The 17,545-nt window shown below is 66.2% G+C and carries 19 protein-coding genes; 9 read left to right on the top strand and 10 right to left on the bottom strand.

The genetic code is table 11. The annotated features are described in order from the left end of the window. Window positions 1-54: 54 nt before the first annotated feature. The 4 genes from U5A65_RS15635 to U5A65_RS15620 all read right to left on the bottom strand — a co-directional run bounded on the left by U5A65_RS15635 (window position 55) and on the right by U5A65_RS15620 (window position 1,812). The gene (locus U5A65_RS15635; RefSeq protein WP_321946767.1) at window positions 55-486 is read right to left on the bottom strand and encodes an ecotin precursor; all 432 of its coding nucleotides are present in this window, start codon (window positions 484-486) and stop codon (window positions 55-57) included. A 136-nt stretch (window positions 487-622) separates the two neighbouring features. Continuing rightward, window positions 623-790: a hypothetical protein gene (locus U5A65_RS15630; RefSeq protein ID WP_321907260.1), complete on the bottom strand. Its 168-nt coding sequence runs from the start codon at window positions 788-790 to the stop codon at window positions 623-625. A 43-nt stretch (window positions 791-833) separates the two neighbouring features. Next, entirely contained in the window at window positions 834-998 is a 165-nt protein-coding gene (locus tag U5A65_RS15625) for a hypothetical protein (RefSeq protein ID WP_176732878.1), read from the bottom strand. 187 nt (window positions 999-1,185) lie between these two features. Next, the gene (locus tag U5A65_RS15620; protein WP_321907257.1) at window positions 1,186-1,812 is read right to left on the bottom strand and encodes a LysE family translocator; all 627 of its coding nucleotides are present in this window, start codon (window positions 1,810-1,812) and stop codon (window positions 1,186-1,188) included. A gap of 495 nt (window positions 1,813-2,307) precedes the next feature. Between U5A65_RS15620 and sap1 the strand changes: the two genes are divergently transcribed. After that, the gene (gene sap1 / locus U5A65_RS15615; protein ID WP_321907255.1) at window positions 2,308-2,649 is read left to right on the top strand and encodes a surface attachment protein Sap1; all 342 of its coding nucleotides are present in this window, start codon (window positions 2,308-2,310) and stop codon (window positions 2,647-2,649) included. 316 nt (window positions 2,650-2,965) lie between these two features. Further along, window positions 2,966-3,520, top strand: a complete 555-nt coding sequence (locus tag U5A65_RS15610) for a YaeQ family protein (RefSeq protein WP_321907254.1) — start codon at window positions 2,966-2,968, stop codon at window positions 3,518-3,520. A gap of 19 nt (window positions 3,521-3,539) precedes the next feature. Here U5A65_RS15610 and U5A65_RS15605 read toward each other — a convergent pair whose 3' ends face one another. Beyond that, complete coding sequence (locus U5A65_RS15605) at window positions 3,540-3,950, bottom strand: VOC family protein (protein ID WP_321907797.1); 411 nt, start codon at window positions 3,948-3,950, stop codon at window positions 3,540-3,542. A 486-nt stretch (window positions 3,951-4,436) separates the two neighbouring features. On the opposite strand from U5A65_RS15605, the gene ada reads away from it, so the two are divergent. The 5 genes from ada (at window position 4,437) to U5A65_RS15580 (ending at window position 10,131) form a co-directional block, all read left to right on the top strand. Further along, window positions 4,437-5,612, top strand: a complete 1,176-nt coding sequence (gene ada, locus U5A65_RS15600) for a bifunctional DNA-binding transcriptional regulator/O6-methylguanine-DNA methyltransferase Ada (RefSeq protein WP_321946766.1) — start codon at window positions 4,437-4,439, stop codon at window positions 5,610-5,612. A gap of 5 nt (window positions 5,613-5,617) precedes the next feature. Then, a complete protein-coding gene (locus tag U5A65_RS15595) occupies window positions 5,618-6,640 on the top strand; it encodes a DNA-3-methyladenine glycosylase family protein (protein WP_321946871.1) in 1,023 nt (340 codons plus the stop codon). 189 nt (window positions 6,641-6,829) lie between these two features. Then, window positions 6,830-8,452: a glutamate--cysteine ligase gene (gene gshA, locus U5A65_RS15590; protein WP_321946765.1), complete on the top strand. Its 1,623-nt coding sequence runs from the start codon at window positions 6,830-6,832 to the stop codon at window positions 8,450-8,452. A 243-nt stretch (window positions 8,453-8,695) separates the two neighbouring features. Beyond that, entirely contained in the window at window positions 8,696-9,178 is a 483-nt protein-coding gene (locus U5A65_RS15585) for a hypothetical protein (protein ID WP_321907249.1), read from the top strand. Between the two features lie 233 nt (window positions 9,179-9,411). Next, complete coding sequence (locus tag U5A65_RS15580) at window positions 9,412-10,131, top strand: OmpA family protein (protein WP_321907247.1); 720 nt, start codon at window positions 9,412-9,414, stop codon at window positions 10,129-10,131. A gap of 77 nt (window positions 10,132-10,208) precedes the next feature. Here the strand turns inward: U5A65_RS15580 and U5A65_RS15575 are convergent, their stop codons facing one another. Both U5A65_RS15575 and U5A65_RS15570 read right to left on the bottom strand, forming a co-directional pair. Then, complete coding sequence (locus tag U5A65_RS15575) at window positions 10,209-11,765, bottom strand: DHA2 family efflux MFS transporter permease subunit (RefSeq protein ID WP_321946764.1); 1,557 nt, start codon at window positions 11,763-11,765, stop codon at window positions 10,209-10,211. A 147-nt stretch (window positions 11,766-11,912) separates the two neighbouring features. Then, window positions 11,913-12,437 (bottom strand): MarR family transcriptional regulator, encoded by a 525-nt coding sequence (locus U5A65_RS15570; protein ID WP_321907244.1) that lies wholly within the window; start codon window positions 12,435-12,437, stop codon window positions 11,913-11,915. Window positions 12,438-12,665: 228 nt separating this feature from the next. Here U5A65_RS15570 and U5A65_RS15565 point away from each other — a divergent pair, with 228 nt between their 5' ends. Then, entirely contained in the window at window positions 12,666-13,004 is a 339-nt protein-coding gene (locus U5A65_RS15565; RefSeq protein WP_321934472.1) for a hypothetical protein, read from the top strand. Between the two features lie 161 nt (window positions 13,005-13,165). Further along, on the top strand, window positions 13,166-14,746 hold the full coding sequence (locus U5A65_RS15560; protein ID WP_321934473.1) for an efflux transporter outer membrane subunit: 1,581 nt from the start codon (window positions 13,166-13,168) through the stop codon (window positions 14,744-14,746). Between the two features lie 45 nt (window positions 14,747-14,791). On the opposite strand, the gene U5A65_RS15555 is transcribed toward U5A65_RS15560, so the two are convergent. Genes U5A65_RS15555 through gspL form a run of 3 tightly spaced genes read right to left on the bottom strand, consistent with a single transcriptional unit; the run spans window position 14,792 to window position 17,545 of the window. Then, complete coding sequence (locus U5A65_RS15555; protein WP_321946763.1) at window positions 14,792-15,571, bottom strand: type II secretion system protein N; 780 nt, start codon at window positions 15,569-15,571, stop codon at window positions 14,792-14,794. A 55-nt stretch (window positions 15,572-15,626) separates the two neighbouring features. After that, on the bottom strand, window positions 15,627-16,166 hold the full coding sequence (locus U5A65_RS15550) for a type II secretion system protein M (protein WP_415764944.1): 540 nt from the start codon (window positions 16,164-16,166) through the stop codon (window positions 15,627-15,629). Further along, window positions 16,142-17,545 carry a type II secretion system protein GspL gene (gene gspL, locus U5A65_RS15545; protein ID WP_321946762.1) on the bottom strand — a complete coding sequence of 468 codons (1,404 nt, stop codon included), beginning with the start codon at window positions 17,543-17,545 and terminating at the stop codon, window positions 16,142-16,144. The genes U5A65_RS15550 and gspL overlap by 25 nt, the downstream gene beginning before the upstream one ends.

Raw genomic sequence — 17,545 nt, 5'->3', positions numbered from 1 at the left:
GGCAACGATCCGCGTGAAGCGCGGCGCGCCTTGGTACACGCGCCGCTGCCTGAATTACCAGCCGCCGCCGGGCTGCGCATAAACCGGCTGTTGTCCATAGCCGGACTGCACGTAGCCGTCGTCGTATTGCGGCGGAGGCGGCGCGGGTTGCGCCGGCGCGCAGGGTACATAGCGGCCCGAATACTGGTCGTAGCATGCCGCGCCGGCCGGAACGGCGGCATAGACCGGCGCGGGCTGCGCATACACTGGCGCGGGCTGCGCATACACTGGCGCGGGCTGCGCATACACTGGCGCGGGCTGCACATAGGCCGGCTGAGCCGGGTACACCACCGCCGGGCCGCTGTTCAGCACGGCGCCGACCGCGGCGCCAATCAACGCACCGCCCACCAGCGCACCCACCACATCACCGCCGTGATCGTGCGCGCTCGCGGGGCCTGCCGCCACCGCACACCCCGCCAGCACCAAAACGGCCGCCATCTTTCGCATGTCGTTCTCCCTGAGAACCTTTGAAAACATGCGGCCGATTGTCAGCCCGAATACTGGATACAGGTGCTGCAAGTGGTAACGCCGAATTACGGGAAGATGTGGCCTGGCAGCGCGCGCTGGCCGGGAGCGAGTCCCGTCAGCGTGCGTGCTCGCCGTCGTGCGCGTCGGCCTCCTGCGAGCGCGGTGTGCTACCGCGCTGCCCAGCAGACGGACAGAGAAGGGTGAGCGCGATGGATAGCACCATCAGCACGAACAATGCGACGAAGTACGCCATCCAGGAGAACTCGAATTCCACGAGTGCCACCCATAGGCTTCGGCGCGTTCATCCGCGCGATGCGTACGCCCGCTCAGTGATGCAAAAGGCTGCGCAACGGATGACGCCAGTCCATATGGTGTCCGTCGCCCGCTTCCACGCGCTGTCGATGCTCCTCGAGAATTTCGTCGGAAAACAGGAAGACGACAATGACGAGGGGAATCACCAGAAACGCGCCCAGTATTACGTGTTCGATCACGATAACCTCCTGGTTGTCAAGCGGTTTGCAACTGCATTGTAGCCGGGACGCGACAGTTTGCACATCCAGTGCGCAAAACAATGTTCGCCAACCATCACAAGCCAGCCTGAGCAGCCTGCGTGCCCGGTTCGCGGGCCTCCAAACCTGGCCCGCGTCACGGCCGCAATCGCGCCAAAAAAGGAGGCCGTTATGCCGCCGACTTTCTCCACGCGGCGGCAAAGAGCCCAGCGCCGATGAGCAGCGTGCCGCCGGTGCGATTGATCGCGCGCTGCACGCGCGGGCTGCGCACGACCTTGCGCGCGGCCGCTGCGAGCAGTGCGTAGAAGACGGCGTTGAGCGTTGCGAGCACGAGGAACGTGGCCTCGAACACGACGATCTGCGGCGTCATGGCCGCATGCGGGTCGATGAACTGCGGCACGAAGGCGACGAAGAAAATGATGCTCTTCGGGTTGAGCGCGGTGACCGCATACGCGTGCGCGAAGATGCGGCCAGTGCGCGTCTCGGACGTGTCCGGCGCGGCGCCTTCGCCAACCGGCGCGCGCCAGAGCTTCACGCCGAGGTAGATCAGATAGGCCGCGCCCACCCATTTCAGCACCGAGAACAGCGTGGCGGAGGCTGCCAGGACCACGCCAAGCCCGAGCATGGACGCGGTCATCGCCGTGAAGTCGCCGAGCGCAACGCCAGCCGTGGTGGCGAGCGCGTAGCGTCGGCCGTGACCGAGCGCGTAGGAAACGACCAGCAGCACGGTGGGGCCGGGAATGGCAACGAGAATGGCCGACGCAATCGCGAACGGCAGCCAGTGAGCGAAAGTCATGGGGGTTCCTCCGTTGGGAAGCCCGATTTATCCACGAACTTTTGCGGTACGCAAGCAGGGCGTGCGACCTTTTTTCGATAGCTTCAGGCGCGCCCTGGCATCGATTTTATTCTGTCGCCAATCCATTAATGCGCCCGCTAGCAATTGGCGCTCAGGCGACTTTGGGTGCGCCGCGTCATTACGCATTCAAGCGTCTACTAAACCGCTTAAATCAAAGCCGGTTCGATTGTCCTATCCCGGCTATAACCAGCTGCGGCTTGTTGGATAAGGCACGGTGCCTTGTAATCAACGCTTCGGAGTGCGGCTTGACGCCCTTTGACGTCGAGCCGAATGCCATCGCGCCGCTCGACTTCATGCTGCAAGCATCCACGCCTGTTGCAAGCGCACACAAGTCGGTCTTGCAGTCTTTCAACCGTTTTCTATGTTTAAAGACGCGGGTCCGGCATGAGAGTTAAATACATAGCTAACCTGACTAAAATCCCGCAGGAGGCAAACATGAAAATGCTATCCGGTATCGCCGCCGTGGCGGCCAGCTTTGCTTGCGCCTTTGCGGTTCAGGCTCAGGATGTCGGCGTGAAGCCGCAGCAAACGGTGCAGCTCAAGCCGGGTTCCTATGGCTGCCTCTCGAAGGACAAGCTCGACGCCGTCGCGCAGCACGAGCAGGCCGGCGAGCGTCAGCAGATGCAGGAGTACTTCACCGGATTCCAGTGTCTGTCCACGCCCGACAACCAGTCGTTCCGCGTCGTACAGGTGGTGGGTCATGACGTCGAATTCGTCAACGCGGCGAACGCCGATGAGCAAGGTCTCTGGACCAGCGACCGCTTCATCAAGCAATAAGCTCGCATCCCCATCTGCCGGAGATTGCGCTCACCCGCGAAGCGTGCGAGTCGCACCCGGAAGATATTCGTGAAGTGTCAACGCGCCCCTCGCAAGGTGGCCCGACGCACGTGCGCCGGGCCATCGTGATTGAGGGGCACGCTGCCGTGACGTGATCCAACGCGTCGCGCGCCGCTGTCAAACCCCCGTCACGTTCTCCTCAGACCATCCGCATTGCGTCGTCGCGTTCGACACACGCTGCATGTCGACTCGACCGGCACGTCGCTTGCTTGAAACTTCGCTATCATGTGCGGCTTTCGCGCGCCCGGAATTCGGTATGGCACTCAAATCAACCATCTACAAGGCAGAACTGCAGATCGCGGACATGGACCGGCACTATTACGCCGACCATGCGCTCACGATCGCGCGCCATCCTTCCGAAACCGACGACCGCATGATGGTCCGCATCGCCGCGTTTGCGCTCTTTGCGGGCGAGCGGCTCGAGTTCTGCAAAGGCCTCTCCGATACGGACGAACCCGACCTCTGGTGCAAGGACTACACGGGCGCGATCGAAACGTGGATCGAGGTGGGCCAGCCCGACGAACGCCGTATTGCCAAGGCAAGCGGCCGCGCGGACGAGGTCATCGTGATCGCCTACGGCGGGCGGACCTCCGACATCTGGTGGCAAGGCGTGCGCAACAAGGTCGAGCGCCTGCGCAACGTCACGGTCTGGTCGCTGGGCGAGGGCGTTGCCGCGTCGCTTGGCGCGCTGGCCGAGCGCACCATGCGCCTGCAATGCACGGTGCAGGACGGCGCGGCCTGGATCGGCAATACGAGCGCCGAGCCCGTGGCGGTCGAATGGAGCGTGTTCAAGGCCCCCGAAAACGTGTGAAAGCCGGCTGCGCGCGCGTTCAGGCGTGCGGCGGCCCCTTGAGTTCCACCATGTTGCCTTCCGGGTCGAACAGATACAGCGACGGCCCCAAACCCTCCGCCCCATAGCGCTCGACGGCATTGCCGGGGCGCGCACCATGCTGCGCCAGATGTGACGTGAGCGCCTCGGCATCGAACGGCTCCACACGCAAACAGAGATGATCCATGTTGCCGCTTGCGCCAGCAGGCGGCGCGCCGGCGCCCCGGTCGAGCGGACCGCCGATCGTCACGAGGTCGATGAGCGAGCGTCCTGCGCGCAACTGCGTGAGCCCGAGATCGCGCTGCTCACGCTCCGGCTCGCAGCCGAGCACTTCGCAATAGAAACGCGTCATGGCGGCCAGATCGGCTGTTCGAATGACGACGTGGTCGATCTCACGAATCTTTATCCGCATGGCGTCCTCGAGGTCGTGCAGGGCTTCCATGATGAACCTGTGGACGCAGGGCTGCGCAGAATGCGCGCATGGCAGCGGGCCTCGCGAACGGCAATCGGCGGAGAATAGCGGGCGAGGGAGGGGAAACGCTGGACGAAAAAAAGCCCGCTGCTGTGAGCGGGCTTAATCCATATCAGGAGGAGACATGGAGGAGACAGGAACCACTATACCGAGTCGGCTGACGCGATGCAACAACTTTTTAAGGGAAAACCCGCAAAGTTACTATTTTGTCGCACGGGAATCGGCAACGCGCCACCAGGGATTCACCGAGGGCCATAAAAGTGCCAGATAAGTACCCGGCAAGGGCACGCTCATGGCCCATGCCGACCGCAATGACAGCGCAAGATCCGGCGCGCTATCGTCCGTACGCGAAGCTAGAGTGGGGGCATACAGACAGGCACCACGAGGAGCCCTCAAATGAGCGCCGTCCCTGAAATGAAACCAGCGATGAAACCTGCAAAAGCCAAGGACACGCCAGCGCGCGAGTGGACGAACGACACCGACCGCTGGCAAGCCGTCACGTCGCGCGACGCCCGCGCCGACGGCGCATTCTTCTACGCCGTGCGCACGACCGGCGTGTTCTGCCGCCCGTCGTGCGCGTCGCGGCTGCCGCGGCGCGAGAACATCGAATTCTTCGTCGAGGCCGACGACGCACGCGCCGCTGGCTATCGCGAATGCAAGCGCTGCCGCCCGGGCGGCCTGCCGCGCGAGCTGGAAATCGTGCGGCGCGCCTGTGCGGCGCTCGACGCCGACCCGCAAGAACGGCTCACGCTCGCGCAGTTGGGCGAAGCCGTGCATTTGAGCCCATTTCATCTGCAGCGCCTCTTCAAGCGCGTGCTGGGCGTCTCGCCGCGCCAATATCAGGCGGCGCGCCGCGGGGCCGTGCTGCGCGACGCGCTGGGCGAGGGCGCCGACGTCACGCGCGCAAGCGCCGACGCCGGCTTCGGCTCGTCGTCGCGGCTCTATCACAGCGTGCCGGGCGAGCTGGGCATGGCGCCTTCCGCGTATCGCCGCAAGGGCGCGGGATTGACGATTCACTACGCCGCCACGCCCACACCGATCGGCTTCGTGCTGATCGCGGCAACGGCAAAGGGCATTTGCCGGATTGCGTTCGGCGACGATGCCACGACGCTCACCGCCGCGCTCACGGCCGATTTCGCGAACGCGCAGTGCATTGAGGACAAGGCCACGGTCGCGCCGTTCGCCGCGCAGATCGACGCGTATCTGCATGGCCGGCGCGAGCGTTTCGATCTGCCGCTCGACATTGCCGCGACGGCGTTCCAGCAGCGCGTGTGGGACGCGCTCCAGCGCATTCCCTACGGCGAGACGCGCAGCTACACGCAGATCGCCGAAACGCTCGGCGCACCGCGCGCGGTGCGGGCCGTGGCTAGCGCGTGCGCGTCGAATCCGGTGGCGCTGGCGATTCCGTGCCATCGCGTCGTGCAGAAGGGCGGCTCGCTCGCGGGTTATCGCTGGGGGCTCGAGCGCAAGGCGGCGCTGATCGACGCTGAATCGCGCGCCGGCGAGATCCGTACATCGCAGGGAACCACGCGATCAACAAAAAGCGCGAAAGACAACCGTTCGACCTCGAACCGCGCCAAAACACCGGAGACCGCTGCTTGAGTGTCATCGCCCCACAACCCGAAGCACAAACCGAGTCGCAGACACCGAGCGCCACACTCGAACTGCCGTTTCGCGCGCCCTACGACTGGCCGCGCGCCCTGCGCTTTTTCAGCGGCCGCGCAACGCCGGGCGTCGAAGCGGTGGAGGACGGCGCGTGGCTGCGCGCGATCGACTTCAACGGCGCGAGCGGCACGCTCGCCGTACGCCGTCACGCGCGCAAGCATTGCCTCGTCGTGCAGGTCGATGGGCCCGTCAGCGCACACGCGGCGGCGCTTGCCGCGCCGCTCTCACGCATGTTCGACGTGCACGCCGATCCTGCTGCAGTCGCCGCGCATCTGAGCTGCGATCCATGGCTTGCGCCGCTCGTCGCGGCCGTGCCGGGGCTTCGCGTACCCGGCGCGTGGTCGGGCTTCGAACTCGTGGTGCGCGCGATCGTCGGGCAGCAAGTCAGCGTGAAAGCGGCCACGACCATTGTCGGGCGCCTCGTCGAACGCGTGGGCAAGCGCATCGACGGCCACGCGCACGCGCGCACAGCGTGGCGCTTTCCCACGCCCGCTGCGCTCGCCGCCGCCGATCTTGCGGGCATCGGCATGCCGGGCAAGCGCGTGGCCGCGCTGCAGGGCTTCGCGCAGGCCGTGGCGAGCGGTGTGGTGAAAATCGAACGCGCCTACGCAGAGAAAGCAGAAAAAGATCAGGAAAAGCCGCGCACCAAGCGCCAAAACAGACAAATCGACACTATCGCGCCAGAGGCCGCCGACCTCGACGCGATGCGCGCCGCGCTGCTCGCGTTGCCTGGCATCGGGCCGTGGACCGTGGAATACGTCGCAATGCGCGCGTGGCGCGACGCAAACGCGTGGCCCGCGACCGATCTCGTGCTGATGCAGGCCATCGCGGCGCGCGATCCGGCGCTCGTGCGCGCGACCCAACAGCGCACCCGCACCGACACATGGCGCCCTTGGCGCGCGTACGCCGCCATGCATTTGTGGAACGAAATCGCCGATCGAGCGGGTGCGGCGCGCGGCGGCTAGGGCGAGGCAAGGAAGGGCAAGGGACCGGGCGCCGCCCCCGGGGAAGCGCGTGCCGGCGGGTCAAAACCCCAACCGAGGCAGGCCCAAGCAGGTCTTTCGGCGAGATGTTAAAGTGCCCGCTACCGAAAAGAATCCCGGCCGGCGAGCGCTCGCAGCACCGCGCAGCCGGCCCGAGCCCGACTTGCCTCAATGTCAGACACGATCTCAACACGCACGAACGACGTTCTCGCACAGCGCCTTTCCGTGCTGGGCGACGGGCCACATCGCGGCGCGCTCACGCGCGGTCTGCGCGGCATCGAGAAGGAAAGCCTGCGCGTAACGCGCGACGGCCGCCTCGCCATGACGCCGCACGCCGCGGCGCTCGGTTCGGCGCTCACGCATCCGTCGCTGACCACCGACTATTCGGAAGCGTTGATCGAGATCATCACGCCTGCCGAGACCGATGCGTCGATCACGCTCGCGAAGCTCGACGAGTTGCATCGCTACGTCTACGCCGTGCTTGCGCGTGACGGCGAAATGCTCTGGAACGAATCGATGCCGGGCCTCTTGCCCGACACCGACGACGGCATTCCCATCGCGCGCTACGGCAGCTCGAACATCGGCCGCCTGAAGTACGTGTATCGCATGGGTCTTGCGCTGCGCTACGGCCGCACCATGCAGTGCATCGCCGGCATCCACTACAACTACTCGCTGAGCGACGAAGTGTGGCGCGTGCTGCACGCGCATCATCAGTCCACGGCGTCGCTCACCGACTATCAGTCCGAGCGCTACCTCGCGCTGATCCGCAATTTCCGCCGCACGAACTGGCTGCTCATGTATCTGTTCGGCGCTTCGCCCGCGCTCGACGCGCGCTTCCTGCGCGGCCGCGAGCACAAGCTCGAAGCGTTCGACGCCGACACGCTCTATCTGCCGTACGCAACGAGCCTGCGCATGAGCGATCTCGGCTACTCGAACACGACGGGCCAGTCCGCCTTGCGCGCCGACTACGACACGCTGGCAGGCTACCTCGACGCGCTCGCGCAAGCCGTGAGCCAGCCGTATCCGCCTTACGAGGCGATCGGCACGCATCGCGACGGCGAATGGGTGCAGATCAACACGAACGTGCTGCAGATCGAGAACGAGTTCTACTCGACGATTCGCCCCAAGCGCGTGACGCATCCGGGCGAGCGGCCGCTGCATGCGCTCGCCGCGCGTGGCGTGCAGTACGTCGAGGTACGCTGCATGGACATCGATCCGTTCGAACCCATCGGCATTTCACTCGAAACCGCACGGTTTCTCGACGCCTACCTGCTCGCGTGCGCACTGGACGAAAGCCCGCTCCTGCCTGCCGACGCTTACGCCGAATCGAATGAAAACTTTGGCCTCGTAACGAAAGAAGGGCGCCGCCCGGGTCTCGCGCTCAAGCGCGAGAACAAGGACGTCTCGCTGCACGAGTGGGCGCAGGAGCTGTTCGAGAAAATCGGCCACGCAGCCGCCGTGCTCGACGCGGCGCACGGCAGCGACGAGCATACCCGCTCGCTCGCGGCACAACGCGTGAAGCTGGCCGACCCGTCGCTCACGCCTTCGGCGCGCGTGCTGCAAACCATGCGCGATAACAAGCAGTCCTTCCTGCAATTCGCACTCGCACAAAGCGAGCGTCACGCCGCGCAATTCCTCGCGCATCCGCTCGACACGGCAGTCACGGCTGAGTTCGAAACGCTAGCGCGCGAATCGCTCGCGGAGCAGGCGCAACTCGAGCGCGACGAAGTCGGATCGTTCGACGCGTTCGTCGCCGCGTATCGCGCATATACGCTCAATCGCTTCAGCGTCTGAGTAGAGCGTCGAGGCCGCGTTCGAGCGGCAAGCCAGTGCGCCGTTGCGGCGTAGCCATCCCCTCGCAGTTTGCCTCGGGCACCGCATTTGCTCGCAACACCAGCGTGCAGATGCGGTCCAACCAGGGTAGGCGCCGCATTACCGGCCTGCGCGGACGACGGGCGCGCCGGGCGAGTGATACTGAAAACACCAAAAATGCACGGGTCGCGCGCCATGCGGCTCACTCCGGGAGGAATCCACACCATGAAACGAACGCTTGCGATCCTGCTGTGCGCAACGGCTGCGGCCTGCGCGTCGCGCGGGCAGGTCGATCCCGACGTCATGCAGATCGCGACCGCGCCGCTCACCTGCTCGAACAAGGCGGAATGCGATCTCTGGTGGCAACGCGCAGAGGGCTGGGTGCGCAGTCATTCGAAGTACGAAGTGCAGACCGTGACCGACACGCTGATCCAGACCTCGGGCCCGGGCGGCGGCCGGCGCCTGCTCGCCTATGAAATCACGAAGTCGGCCAACCCCGACGGCACGGCCACGATCGGCTTCGCCGCGCACTGCGACAGCTCGCTCGGCTGCAAGCCCAACCCGTGGTCGGCGGGCGCGGCGTTCAAGCAGTACGTGCGCACGGGCGTCGACGCGCCCATTCCCGGCGACACGACCACCGGCGCAGGCGGCGACACGGCCGGCGTGACTGGCGCGGCGGTGGCCGAGCCGGCTTCGAGCGCGCATTGACCTCTGCGCATTGACCTCTGTGTCGATCGCTGCATATGGCTCTGGTCGCGCGAGGCGTAGGCAGCGCTGGCGCGCGCTCAGAGCGGTCGCTTCACGACGATGACTTTCGAATGGCGTCTATTGCGGATTTAGGCATTGTCTGATTGAGCGAGGGATTGGGGAGCCCGTATCTTGGGCTGGCTTCGGCCTGCGTGGTCTGGGCCGTTCATCCTCATCCACAACTCGAATCGACAATGAAACTGCGCCTTCTGTCCACCAGTGCCGCGGCTGCCGTAATCGTCGCCGCCGCAGGCTGCACTACCGCCTCAGGTCCCACCCACAATCTCGACGTCGTCACCCTGGCCAACGGCTCACAGGCGTACCGCGTGCAGTGTCTCGGCTTGCTCGAAAGCTCCAAGACCTGCATGGCGAAGGTCAACGAGGTCTGCGGCACCAAGACGCCGCTGCGCGTCTCGTCGGTGGACCGCGCCGCTGCCGGGTTCAAGCCGGAAGACGATCCGCGCGAAATCACGTTCATCTGTCAGACGCCGCAGCCGCCGGCCCCGCCGCCGGCGCCGGTCGTCGAAACGCCGCCTCCGGCTCCGCAGGTCCAGCCGCGCACGATCACGCTCAATGCCGACGCCAACTTCGCGTTCGACAAGGCCGATCTGCTGCCCGGCGGCAAGCAGACGCTCGACCAGTTCATCCAGGAAAGCAGCAATGTGAACATCGGCGCAATCGTGATCAGCGGCTACACCGACTCGGTCGGCTCGAAGGCTTATAACGACCGCCTCTCGCTGCGCCGCGCGCAGACGGTGCGCAACTATCTGCAGTCGCACGGCCTGCACGCGAGCCAGTACGAAGTGCACGGCTACGGCTTCGCGAAGCCGGTCGCGTCGAACGCCACGCCTGAGGGCCGCGCGAAGAACCGTCGCGTCGAGATCGAAACGAGCGGCATTACGCAGCGTCAATAAATGGGGCGTCGGTAACGCCGCGCGCAACGCGCACCCAGTTGCCCGCAGCTTCGTGCGGGCGGCCTTTCGTGGGACCGTCAATGACCCATTGCCGGTCCCGCGCCTTTTTTCGGCTTCGTCACCCACACCAGCAGGGCCAGCACGACAAACATCGCACAGGAGATGCGGAAGAAGTCGTTGGTGGCCATCATGTAGCCCTGCGTCGTCACGACGTCGTTGAGCTTGGCGGTCAGGCTTTGGCCTGCAAAACCCAGGCTGGCGAGCGCGTCCTTGTAGGCGATGGTGTTCGGCGAATACTGGCTCACCGATTCCGAGAGCACGGCATGGTGATAAATCGCCGCGTCTTCCCAGAACGTCGTGCTCACCGCCGTGCCGATCGCGCCCGAAAGCGTGCGTAGAAAGTTCGAAAGGCCCGAGGCGCTCGCGAGCCGCTCGTCAGGAACGCTCGAAAGCGTGATGGTCGTCATCGGCACGAAGAAGCAGGCCACGCCGATACCCTGCACGAGACGCGGCAGGATCACGTGATTGAACGGCACATCGAGTGTGAACGTCGAGTTCCAGAGCGAAACGAGCGCGAACACGACGAATGCGAAGCTCGCGACCATGCGCAGATCGAGCCGATGCATGTTGCGTCCGATGAGCGGCGAAAGCACGAGCGCGAGCAGGCCCACCGGCGCGGTGGCCAGACCCGCGAGGCCCGCGGTATAGCCCATGACTGTTTGCAGCCAGAGCGGGAAGATCACCACCGAGCCGAAGAACGCCATGAAGCCGAACGAGATGATCATCGCGCCGAGCGCGAAATTGCGGTCGCGAAAGAGCGATAGATCGACCACGGGCTCCTTTTCCGTCGCCTCCCACACAAGCATGAACGCGAGCGCAACCACCGCGATGATCGCGAGCGTGACGATGAACGTTGAGTTGAACCAGTCGCGGTCCTTGCCGAGGTCGAGCATCATCTGCAGGCACGACACGCCGATCACGAGCAGCGCGAGGCCCACGGCGTCGATGCGCTGCTTCGTCGTCTTCGTCTCGCGTCCGCGCAGCAGCAAGTAGGCACAGATGCCCGAGAACAGGCCAATCGGCACGTTGATGTAGAAGATCCACGGCCACGTGTAGTTGTCGGTGATCCAGCCGCCCATGACCGGTCCGAAGATAGGCGCGACGATCACGGTCATCGCCCAGAGCCCGAGCGCGAGCCCGCGTTTGGCAGGCGGGTAGGAGCGCATGAGGATGGTCTGCGACAGCGGGACCATCGGCCCGGAAACGAGCCCTTGCACGAGACGGAATGCAATGAGCGTCTCGAAGTTCGTCGCAAAGCCGCACGCGGCCGAGGCCAGCGTGAACAGCAGCACGGAGATCGTGAAAAGGCGGACTTCGCCCACGCGGCGCGCGAGCCATCCGGTGAGCGGCACGGCAATCGCCGAGGCAACCGAATACGACGAGATGACCCACGTGCCTTCGCTGTTGGCGACCCCCAGGTTGCCCGAGATGGTCGGCACCGCCACGTTGGCGATCGAGGTGTCCAGCACCTCCATGAAGGTCCCGAGCGCGAGCCCGACCGTGAGGAGCGCGAGCGTGCCGCCGGAAAACGGTGCGGGTCCGGCCTGCGCGGGCACCGCGGAGGGAGCTGCCATGTTGCGTGTCCTTGTTGGGTCGGCCGGTTCTGCACCCGAAGCGCAGCGCACACCGGCTTGCTATTCCGTGTCTGTGCATTTTCTGCCCAGACAGTGATTGGATCAAACTACACCCAATGCTGCACTGCGGCGCGTCGTACAACGTTGCTAGTCGCCGCGTTCCTGCGTCGGCGCTTGCGCGTCTTTACCGCTGTCGTTCGTCGATGCGCATAGCGGCGTGGTCGAACCGTCATTCGCGATGAAGCGCTGCAGCAAATGGACGAGCGTCGCGACTTCTTCGGGTGCGAAGCCGCGCAACTGCTCGGACATCTCCGCGGCGATCAGGTCGGGCAATTGCTGCGCCGCCGTGCGCCCCTGATCCGTCAGTGCCAGCTCCACGACCCGGCGATCCGCCTGGCTGCGCCGCCGCTCGAGAAAGCCCTTCTTCTCCAGCCTGTCGAGCATGCGCGTCATGGAGCCGGTGTCGTACGAGAGCGCGCGCGACATCTCGTTCGGCGTGCTGGCGCGCTCGAACCACAATAAAAGAATCACACCGATTTGCGACGATGTGAGCCCGAGCGGCGCAACCGCCCGGTCGATGCGCCCGGCCAGCACATTGCGCGCAGTCGAGAGGAAATAGCCGAGACTTGGCTCGACGCCCAGCCTTGTCGGGACGAAAGGACCGTCGCTCATCGCAGTTCGCTTTGCAGCCTCTCAAAAAACGAGCGAATTATAACGGGTTACTTCGCTGCTCAGGCAGATAAATCTCGTAGCGCACCGCAACCGTCTCTGCCGCAGTGATCGGCGCGTAAAAACAACAGTTGCATTGATGCGCTGCAAAGTATGTTGTGATTTGGTTGCATAGTCAATATTATGACAGGCAACCAGTTTCATTCTTCTACGTTCACCCGTTTGGGCATCATGCTTTACCTGATCAACGCGCTTGGCGGCCTTGGCCGTTCCGTCACCGACACCGCCCGCCTGGCTTTCACGAAGGCTAGCGCGGGTTCGTGGTGGGCGCGCTCGCGCAAGCTCGCGTTGTACGCGGCCATGTTTGCGCTGCCGGGCGGCTCGATCGCGGTTGTGGCCGTGGTGTGGGCGCAGCGTCGGCGCACGCGGCAAGAACCCGCAGCGGCGGGGGCGGTCGTGCCGGCCACGCCCGCGAAGGCAACAGCGGCGACAGCGGCGAGTGCCGCACCCGCGTGCGCAGGCACCCAGCTCGCCTGCCGCGCACCGAAGCGCCGCCGTAACGACGCGTAACCTGCGCGTCGCACGCCGTAACACCCGCCAACCCTTCCAACGCGTAAGCTTTCGGATTCCGTGTAATCACTCGCGCGTACGCTACCATTGCCGCAACGCGACAACCCCGTGCGCGCCCGGCCGCCCGACTGCGCGCCGGTTGCATCGACAGGAATCCTTGCATGCATTGCCGTTTCGTCCGCCCCGGCGCCTCCACGGGATCCGCCGGGTCCTTGGCGCGCCGCGCGCCCACGTCGCTTTCCACGTTGGCGCTGTGCGCAGCCGCCGCGCTCGCGTTCCAGTTGGCAGGCTGCGCAGTCGGCCCCGACTATCACCGGCCCAGCGCCGCCGTACCCGCTTCGTTCAAGGAAGCGCCCGAGGGATGGAAGGTCGCGCAACCCGCCGATACCGCCGACCGCGGCGCCTGGTGGCTGATCTACGACGATGCGCAGCTCAATGCGCTGATGGACCAGCTCAACACCAGCAATCAGACCGTTGCGCAATACGCTGCCGCGTATCGCCAGGCGCGTGCGCTCGTGGGCGAGGCACGCGCAGCGTACTTTCCGGTGATCAGCGGTACGTTCTCGGGCACACGCTCGTACACGCCCACGCGCGTAGCCAACTCGAGCGGCGGCTTGTCGAGCGGCACCATCAACAACAACGTCAGCCTGGGGCTCGACGCCACCTGGGAACCCGACCTCTGGGGCAAGGTGAGCCGCACCGTCAGCTCGCAGGAGGCAAGCCAGCAGGGCGCCGCCGCCGATCTCGCAAACGCGCGTCTATCGGCGCAGGCCACGCTTGCGCAGACTTACTTCACGTTGCGCTCGCTCGACGCGCAGCAGAAGCTGCTCGACGACACGGTTGTGGCGTACCAGAAGTCGCTGCAGCTCACGCAAAATCAGTATGCCCAGGGCGTGGCGGGCCGCGCCGATGTGATCCAGGCGCAAACGCAATTGCAGTCTGCCCAGGCTTCGGCAATCGACAACGGCGTGGCGCGCGCGCAGGACGAGCACGCGATCGCCGTGCTGGTCGGCCAGCCCGCCTCCACGTTCTCGATCCCGCCGTCGCCGCTCACCGCCACGCCGCCCACGGTGCCGCTCGCCATGCCGTCTGCGTTGCTCGAGCGCAGGCCCGACATCGCCTCGGCAGAGCGCAAGGCGGCCTCCGCCAATGAGCAGATCGGCGTCGCCATCGCGGCGTACTTCCCGACGCTCACGCTTTCCGCAAGCGGCGGTTTTGAAAGCTCGGTGATGTCACAGTTGCTGCAGTTGCCGTCGCGCTTCTGGACCCTCGGGCCGTCGCTTGCTGGCACGATCTTCGACGCCGGGCTGCGTAAAGCGCAGACCGAGGCCGCGCGCGCCGCCTACGATCAGCAGGTGGCCACCTACCGGCAAACCGTGCTGGCCGCGTTCCAGGACGTGGAGGACAACCTCGCTTCGCAGCGCATCCTGGGGCAAGAAATCGTCGTGCAGCAGCAGGCGGTGGATTCGGCGCAGCATGCACTCTCGATCGTCACGAACGAATACAAAGCCGGCACAACCGATTTCCAGAACGTGCTTTCCGCGCAGGCCACGGCCTTCACCGCGCAGCAAAAGCTCGTGAGCCTCGGCGGGCAGCGCATGGTGTCGTCGGTGGGGCTCGTGAAGGCGCTGGGCGGCGGCTGGGATGCTGCGCAGATGGATCGCGAGACGGGCAGCGTGGCCGCGCCGGTCGCGGCTTCAGCAGCGTCCGCGCCGGCGGTTGCGGCCGCCCAGCCGCAGTAATGCGTACGCGCCCGCTCAGGCGGGCGCACGCTCAAGCCGCGAACGTCAGCGCATGAAGGTCAGCGCGACGGTTCCCGGCCCGATCGGGCGGCCCAGCAGATTCAAGAGGCCTGCCAGGTTGTCGCGCTGATCCGGCGCCGCGCTCGCGGTGCCCTGGAACGAGGCGAACGCGCGCGAGAACGAGCCGCGTCCCTCGAGCATGAGCGGGCCTTTTTGCGTCGAGAGATCGAGCGTCGACGTCGCCCCTTGCGCCTGCAACACGACCTGATACGTGCCGAGAGGCTTCACGAGCGAAACGCGCGAACTCATGTCGGCGAGCGACACGGTCAGCCGTCCGAACGCATCCGTGCCGAACACGCGCCACGGGCTCCACGCAAGCCGCACCTTGCCGTCCAGATCGAGCGTGTTGAAGGGCGCGCCGAGACCCGCTAGCAGCGAGGCCGGCACGGCAATCGTGCCCGCGCTCACGTTCGCGCCGCGCAACGTCGCATCCACGGTAACGGCGTCGGGCATCGCCTCGGTCTGCAGCATTTCCATGCGCACACGCGCGACGAAAAGCGGCCAGAACGCCGTGCGCCACACAATGCGACCCGGCAGCAGCGTCGCGCCGCGCGCGTCCTGGCCCGCGGCGAGCATCAACGTGGCGGAGCCGTGCCAGAGCGAGCCTTCCGGATCGATCAGATTCACGTGCCCCTGAGTCGCGCACGCGAACTGCGGCGCGATCCAGGCCGCGGGCAGGCGGGCGAGCAACACGGCTGCGCTCGACAGCAGGCCCACGATCAGCCAGGGCAACACGGCGCGCAAGCGCCGCATCCAGTAACTCATTGCTTGTTTCTCCGGCGATTCTCAGTGCGCGCTGGTCAATGCGCGCTTTTTCTTTTTAGTGCGTATTCGCCGGTTGCAGCGAGGCCGTCAAGTCGACCTGACCATCGGTCTTCAGCGCGGTGATGTGCGCCTCGACCACCTGCACCTTGAACTGCTTGCGCACGTCGTCGAGCCACGCGGCCCACGCCGGAAACGACGCATTCTTCATCTGCACCTGCACCGTCGTGCCGATCAACTGAATCTGCGCCCCCGTGAGCGCGTGATCGGCAAGCGAAGCAGTGACCGCGTCCTTGAGCGCCTGGCCGCCCGGCGCCACGCTCGCAGCAGCCCCCGCAAGCGAGCGCGCCTCGTCGGCCTCGGCCGTCATCTGCGCGAGCTGGCGCTGCATGCCGGGCAGGCTCTCGCGCAGGCGCGCGCGGCCGTCGGCGGCCGGCTGCCACAGTACCGACCAGCCGATCGCCAGCGCAAGCACCGCGCCACCCCACGTGAGCAGCGCCTTTTCGCGCGTGGTGCGCGCTTCCCAGAAGGTCGCCCAGGCCTCGGCCCAGGCGCCGCTCATAGCCGTTGTCTTCACGATGCGCTCCTGATGGTCCATTTGCCCGTGCTGGCATCCACCGTGCCCGCAAGGCCGTTGCCCGCGAGGCGTTTCGCGAGATCGGTGTCGACGTTGACGCCTGGCTTGAAGGTCACGTCCAGACGCCGGTCGTGATAGTCGAGTGCCGCGATGCCGTTCGCGGGCACCGGACCGAGCGCGCGCGCGAGGCCGTCGGAGAGCGCGAGGAAGTCGTCGCGCGAGGGTTCGCCCGCGGCGAGGCGCAACTGCTGCAACTGCCGCGCCATTTGTCCCGCGGGGTCGAGCACGACGGTCGTCTTCGGGAACGCGTTGAGGAGCAGCTCGGTCATCTGCGCGCTGATGGCGTCGCGCTGGCGCGCCATCATGAGCCACTCGATATTCGCGCCGACGACCGCGACGACGAGCGACGCGGCCACGAGCCCGATCGGCACGCGCAGACGGCGCAGCGTCGCGCGATCGAGCCGCCACGGCTGCGAGGCGAACTCGAACTGGCAGAGGTCGAAGCGGCAGGCAAGCGCGCGCCGCGCGAGCGCCTCGAACGTGAGCGTCTGCGCGCCCGGCAACGCGGCGGCCAGCGACGCGCGTGCGGCCGCGCTCGCGGGCTCGCCCGGCAGGTTGGTGAGGACGTAGCCCGAAACCGGCGCGCCGCCGGCGAGCGCCGTGACGGTGGCGGCCACGCTCGCGGCGGGCACTGCGAAGCCGTCGGCGAGCACGCCGCGCACGATCGCGAGTTCGAGCGGCGCTTCCGACGTGGCGGCCGCGGGCTCCGGCGCAACGCCGGGTAGCAGCGCGGGGGCGGTCGCGACGACATGGCCGAGCACGCATGCCGTCACGGGTTCGATCACAGGCGCGGCGGGAGCCGCGGCATCGGACGTGCCACCCGGCTCCGCGCGCCCGGCAGGCACAGCGGCTCGAGCCTCTTGGGCCACCTCCACCGACTCCACAGCCTCCACCGCCTGCGCAGCAGGCAGGCAGCGCGCCACTGGCACCGCGCGCAGATTGCGGTGCCCTGCGGCGGTGAAGCCTTCCAGGAGAAAACGGAACCAGCCCCGATCGATGGCGGCCACGACCTGGCGGCCATCGGCCAGGCGCTTTGGGTCGAGTGCGAGATGGCAGGTCTGTGCATCCTGGATCAGATGATCCTCGACCACGTTCGGCAGCGCCTGACGCAGCCGCGGCCCCCTGAGCGGCGGCACGGTGGCGGCGAGCATGAGCAGGTCGCGCGCGGCGATCAGCAGAATGGTGGTCGAGGCCTTCGGCAACAGCCCGAGCGCCGAACGGCCCGCGCGTTGCGTGTTGCCCGTCTTGTCGAGCAGCACGAACGGCAGTTCCGGCAGCTGCCATTCCTGCGAGTGGACCGCCGGGTCGCGGGGCGGCATGAGAACGATCAGCGTGCTCAA

Source organism: Paraburkholderia sp. J10-1 (assembly GCF_905220165.1).
Classification (GTDB): Bacteria; Pseudomonadota; Gammaproteobacteria; order Burkholderiales; family Burkholderiaceae; genus Paraburkholderia.
Note: the sequence above shows the minus strand (reverse complement) of the source record. Positions and strands in the feature narration are given on the sequence as shown.

Bases quoted from the DNA above. Each gene is read 5' to 3' on its own strand.
- U5A65_RS15635 (WP_321946767.1), bottom strand. From the start codon at position 486: ATGCGAAAGATGGCGGCCGTTTTGGTGCTGGCGGGGTGTGCGGTGGCG.
- U5A65_RS15620 (WP_321907257.1), bottom strand. From the start codon at position 1,812: ATGACTTTCGCTCACTGGCTGCCGTTCGCGATTGCGTCGGCCATTCTC.
- sap1 (WP_321907255.1), top strand. From the start codon at position 2,308: ATGAAAATGCTATCCGGTATCGCCGCCGTGGCGGCCAGCTTTGCTTGC.
- U5A65_RS15610 (WP_321907254.1), top strand. From the start codon at position 2,966: ATGGCACTCAAATCAACCATCTACAAGGCAGAACTGCAGATCGCGGAC.
- U5A65_RS15605 (WP_321907797.1), bottom strand. From the start codon at position 3,950: ATGCGGATAAAGATTCGTGAGATCGACCACGTCGTCATTCGAACAGCC.
- ada (WP_321946766.1), top strand. From the start codon at position 4,437: ATGAAACCTGCAAAAGCCAAGGACACGCCAGCGCGCGAGTGGACGAAC.
- gshA (WP_321946765.1), top strand. From the start codon at position 6,830: ATGTCAGACACGATCTCAACACGCACGAACGACGTTCTCGCACAGCGC.
- U5A65_RS15585 (WP_321907249.1), top strand. From the start codon at position 8,696: ATGAAACGAACGCTTGCGATCCTGCTGTGCGCAACGGCTGCGGCCTGC.
- U5A65_RS15580 (WP_321907247.1), top strand. From the start codon at position 9,412: ATGAAACTGCGCCTTCTGTCCACCAGTGCCGCGGCTGCCGTAATCGTC.
- U5A65_RS15575 (WP_321946764.1), bottom strand. From the start codon at position 11,765: ATGGCAGCTCCCTCCGCGGTGCCCGCGCAGGCCGGACCCGCACCGTTT.
- U5A65_RS15570 (WP_321907244.1), bottom strand. From the start codon at position 12,437: ATGAGCGACGGTCCTTTCGTCCCGACAAGGCTGGGCGTCGAGCCAAGT.
- U5A65_RS15565 (WP_321934472.1), top strand. From the start codon at position 12,666: ATGCTTTACCTGATCAACGCGCTTGGCGGCCTTGGCCGTTCCGTCACC.
- U5A65_RS15560 (WP_321934473.1), top strand. From the start codon at position 13,166: ATGCATTGCCGTTTCGTCCGCCCCGGCGCCTCCACGGGATCCGCCGGG.
- U5A65_RS15555 (WP_321946763.1), bottom strand. From the start codon at position 15,571: ATGAGTTACTGGATGCGGCGCTTGCGCGCCGTGTTGCCCTGGCTGATC.
- U5A65_RS15550 (WP_415764944.1), bottom strand. From the start codon at position 16,166: ATGGACCATCAGGAGCGCATCGTGAAGACAACGGCTATGAGCGGCGCC.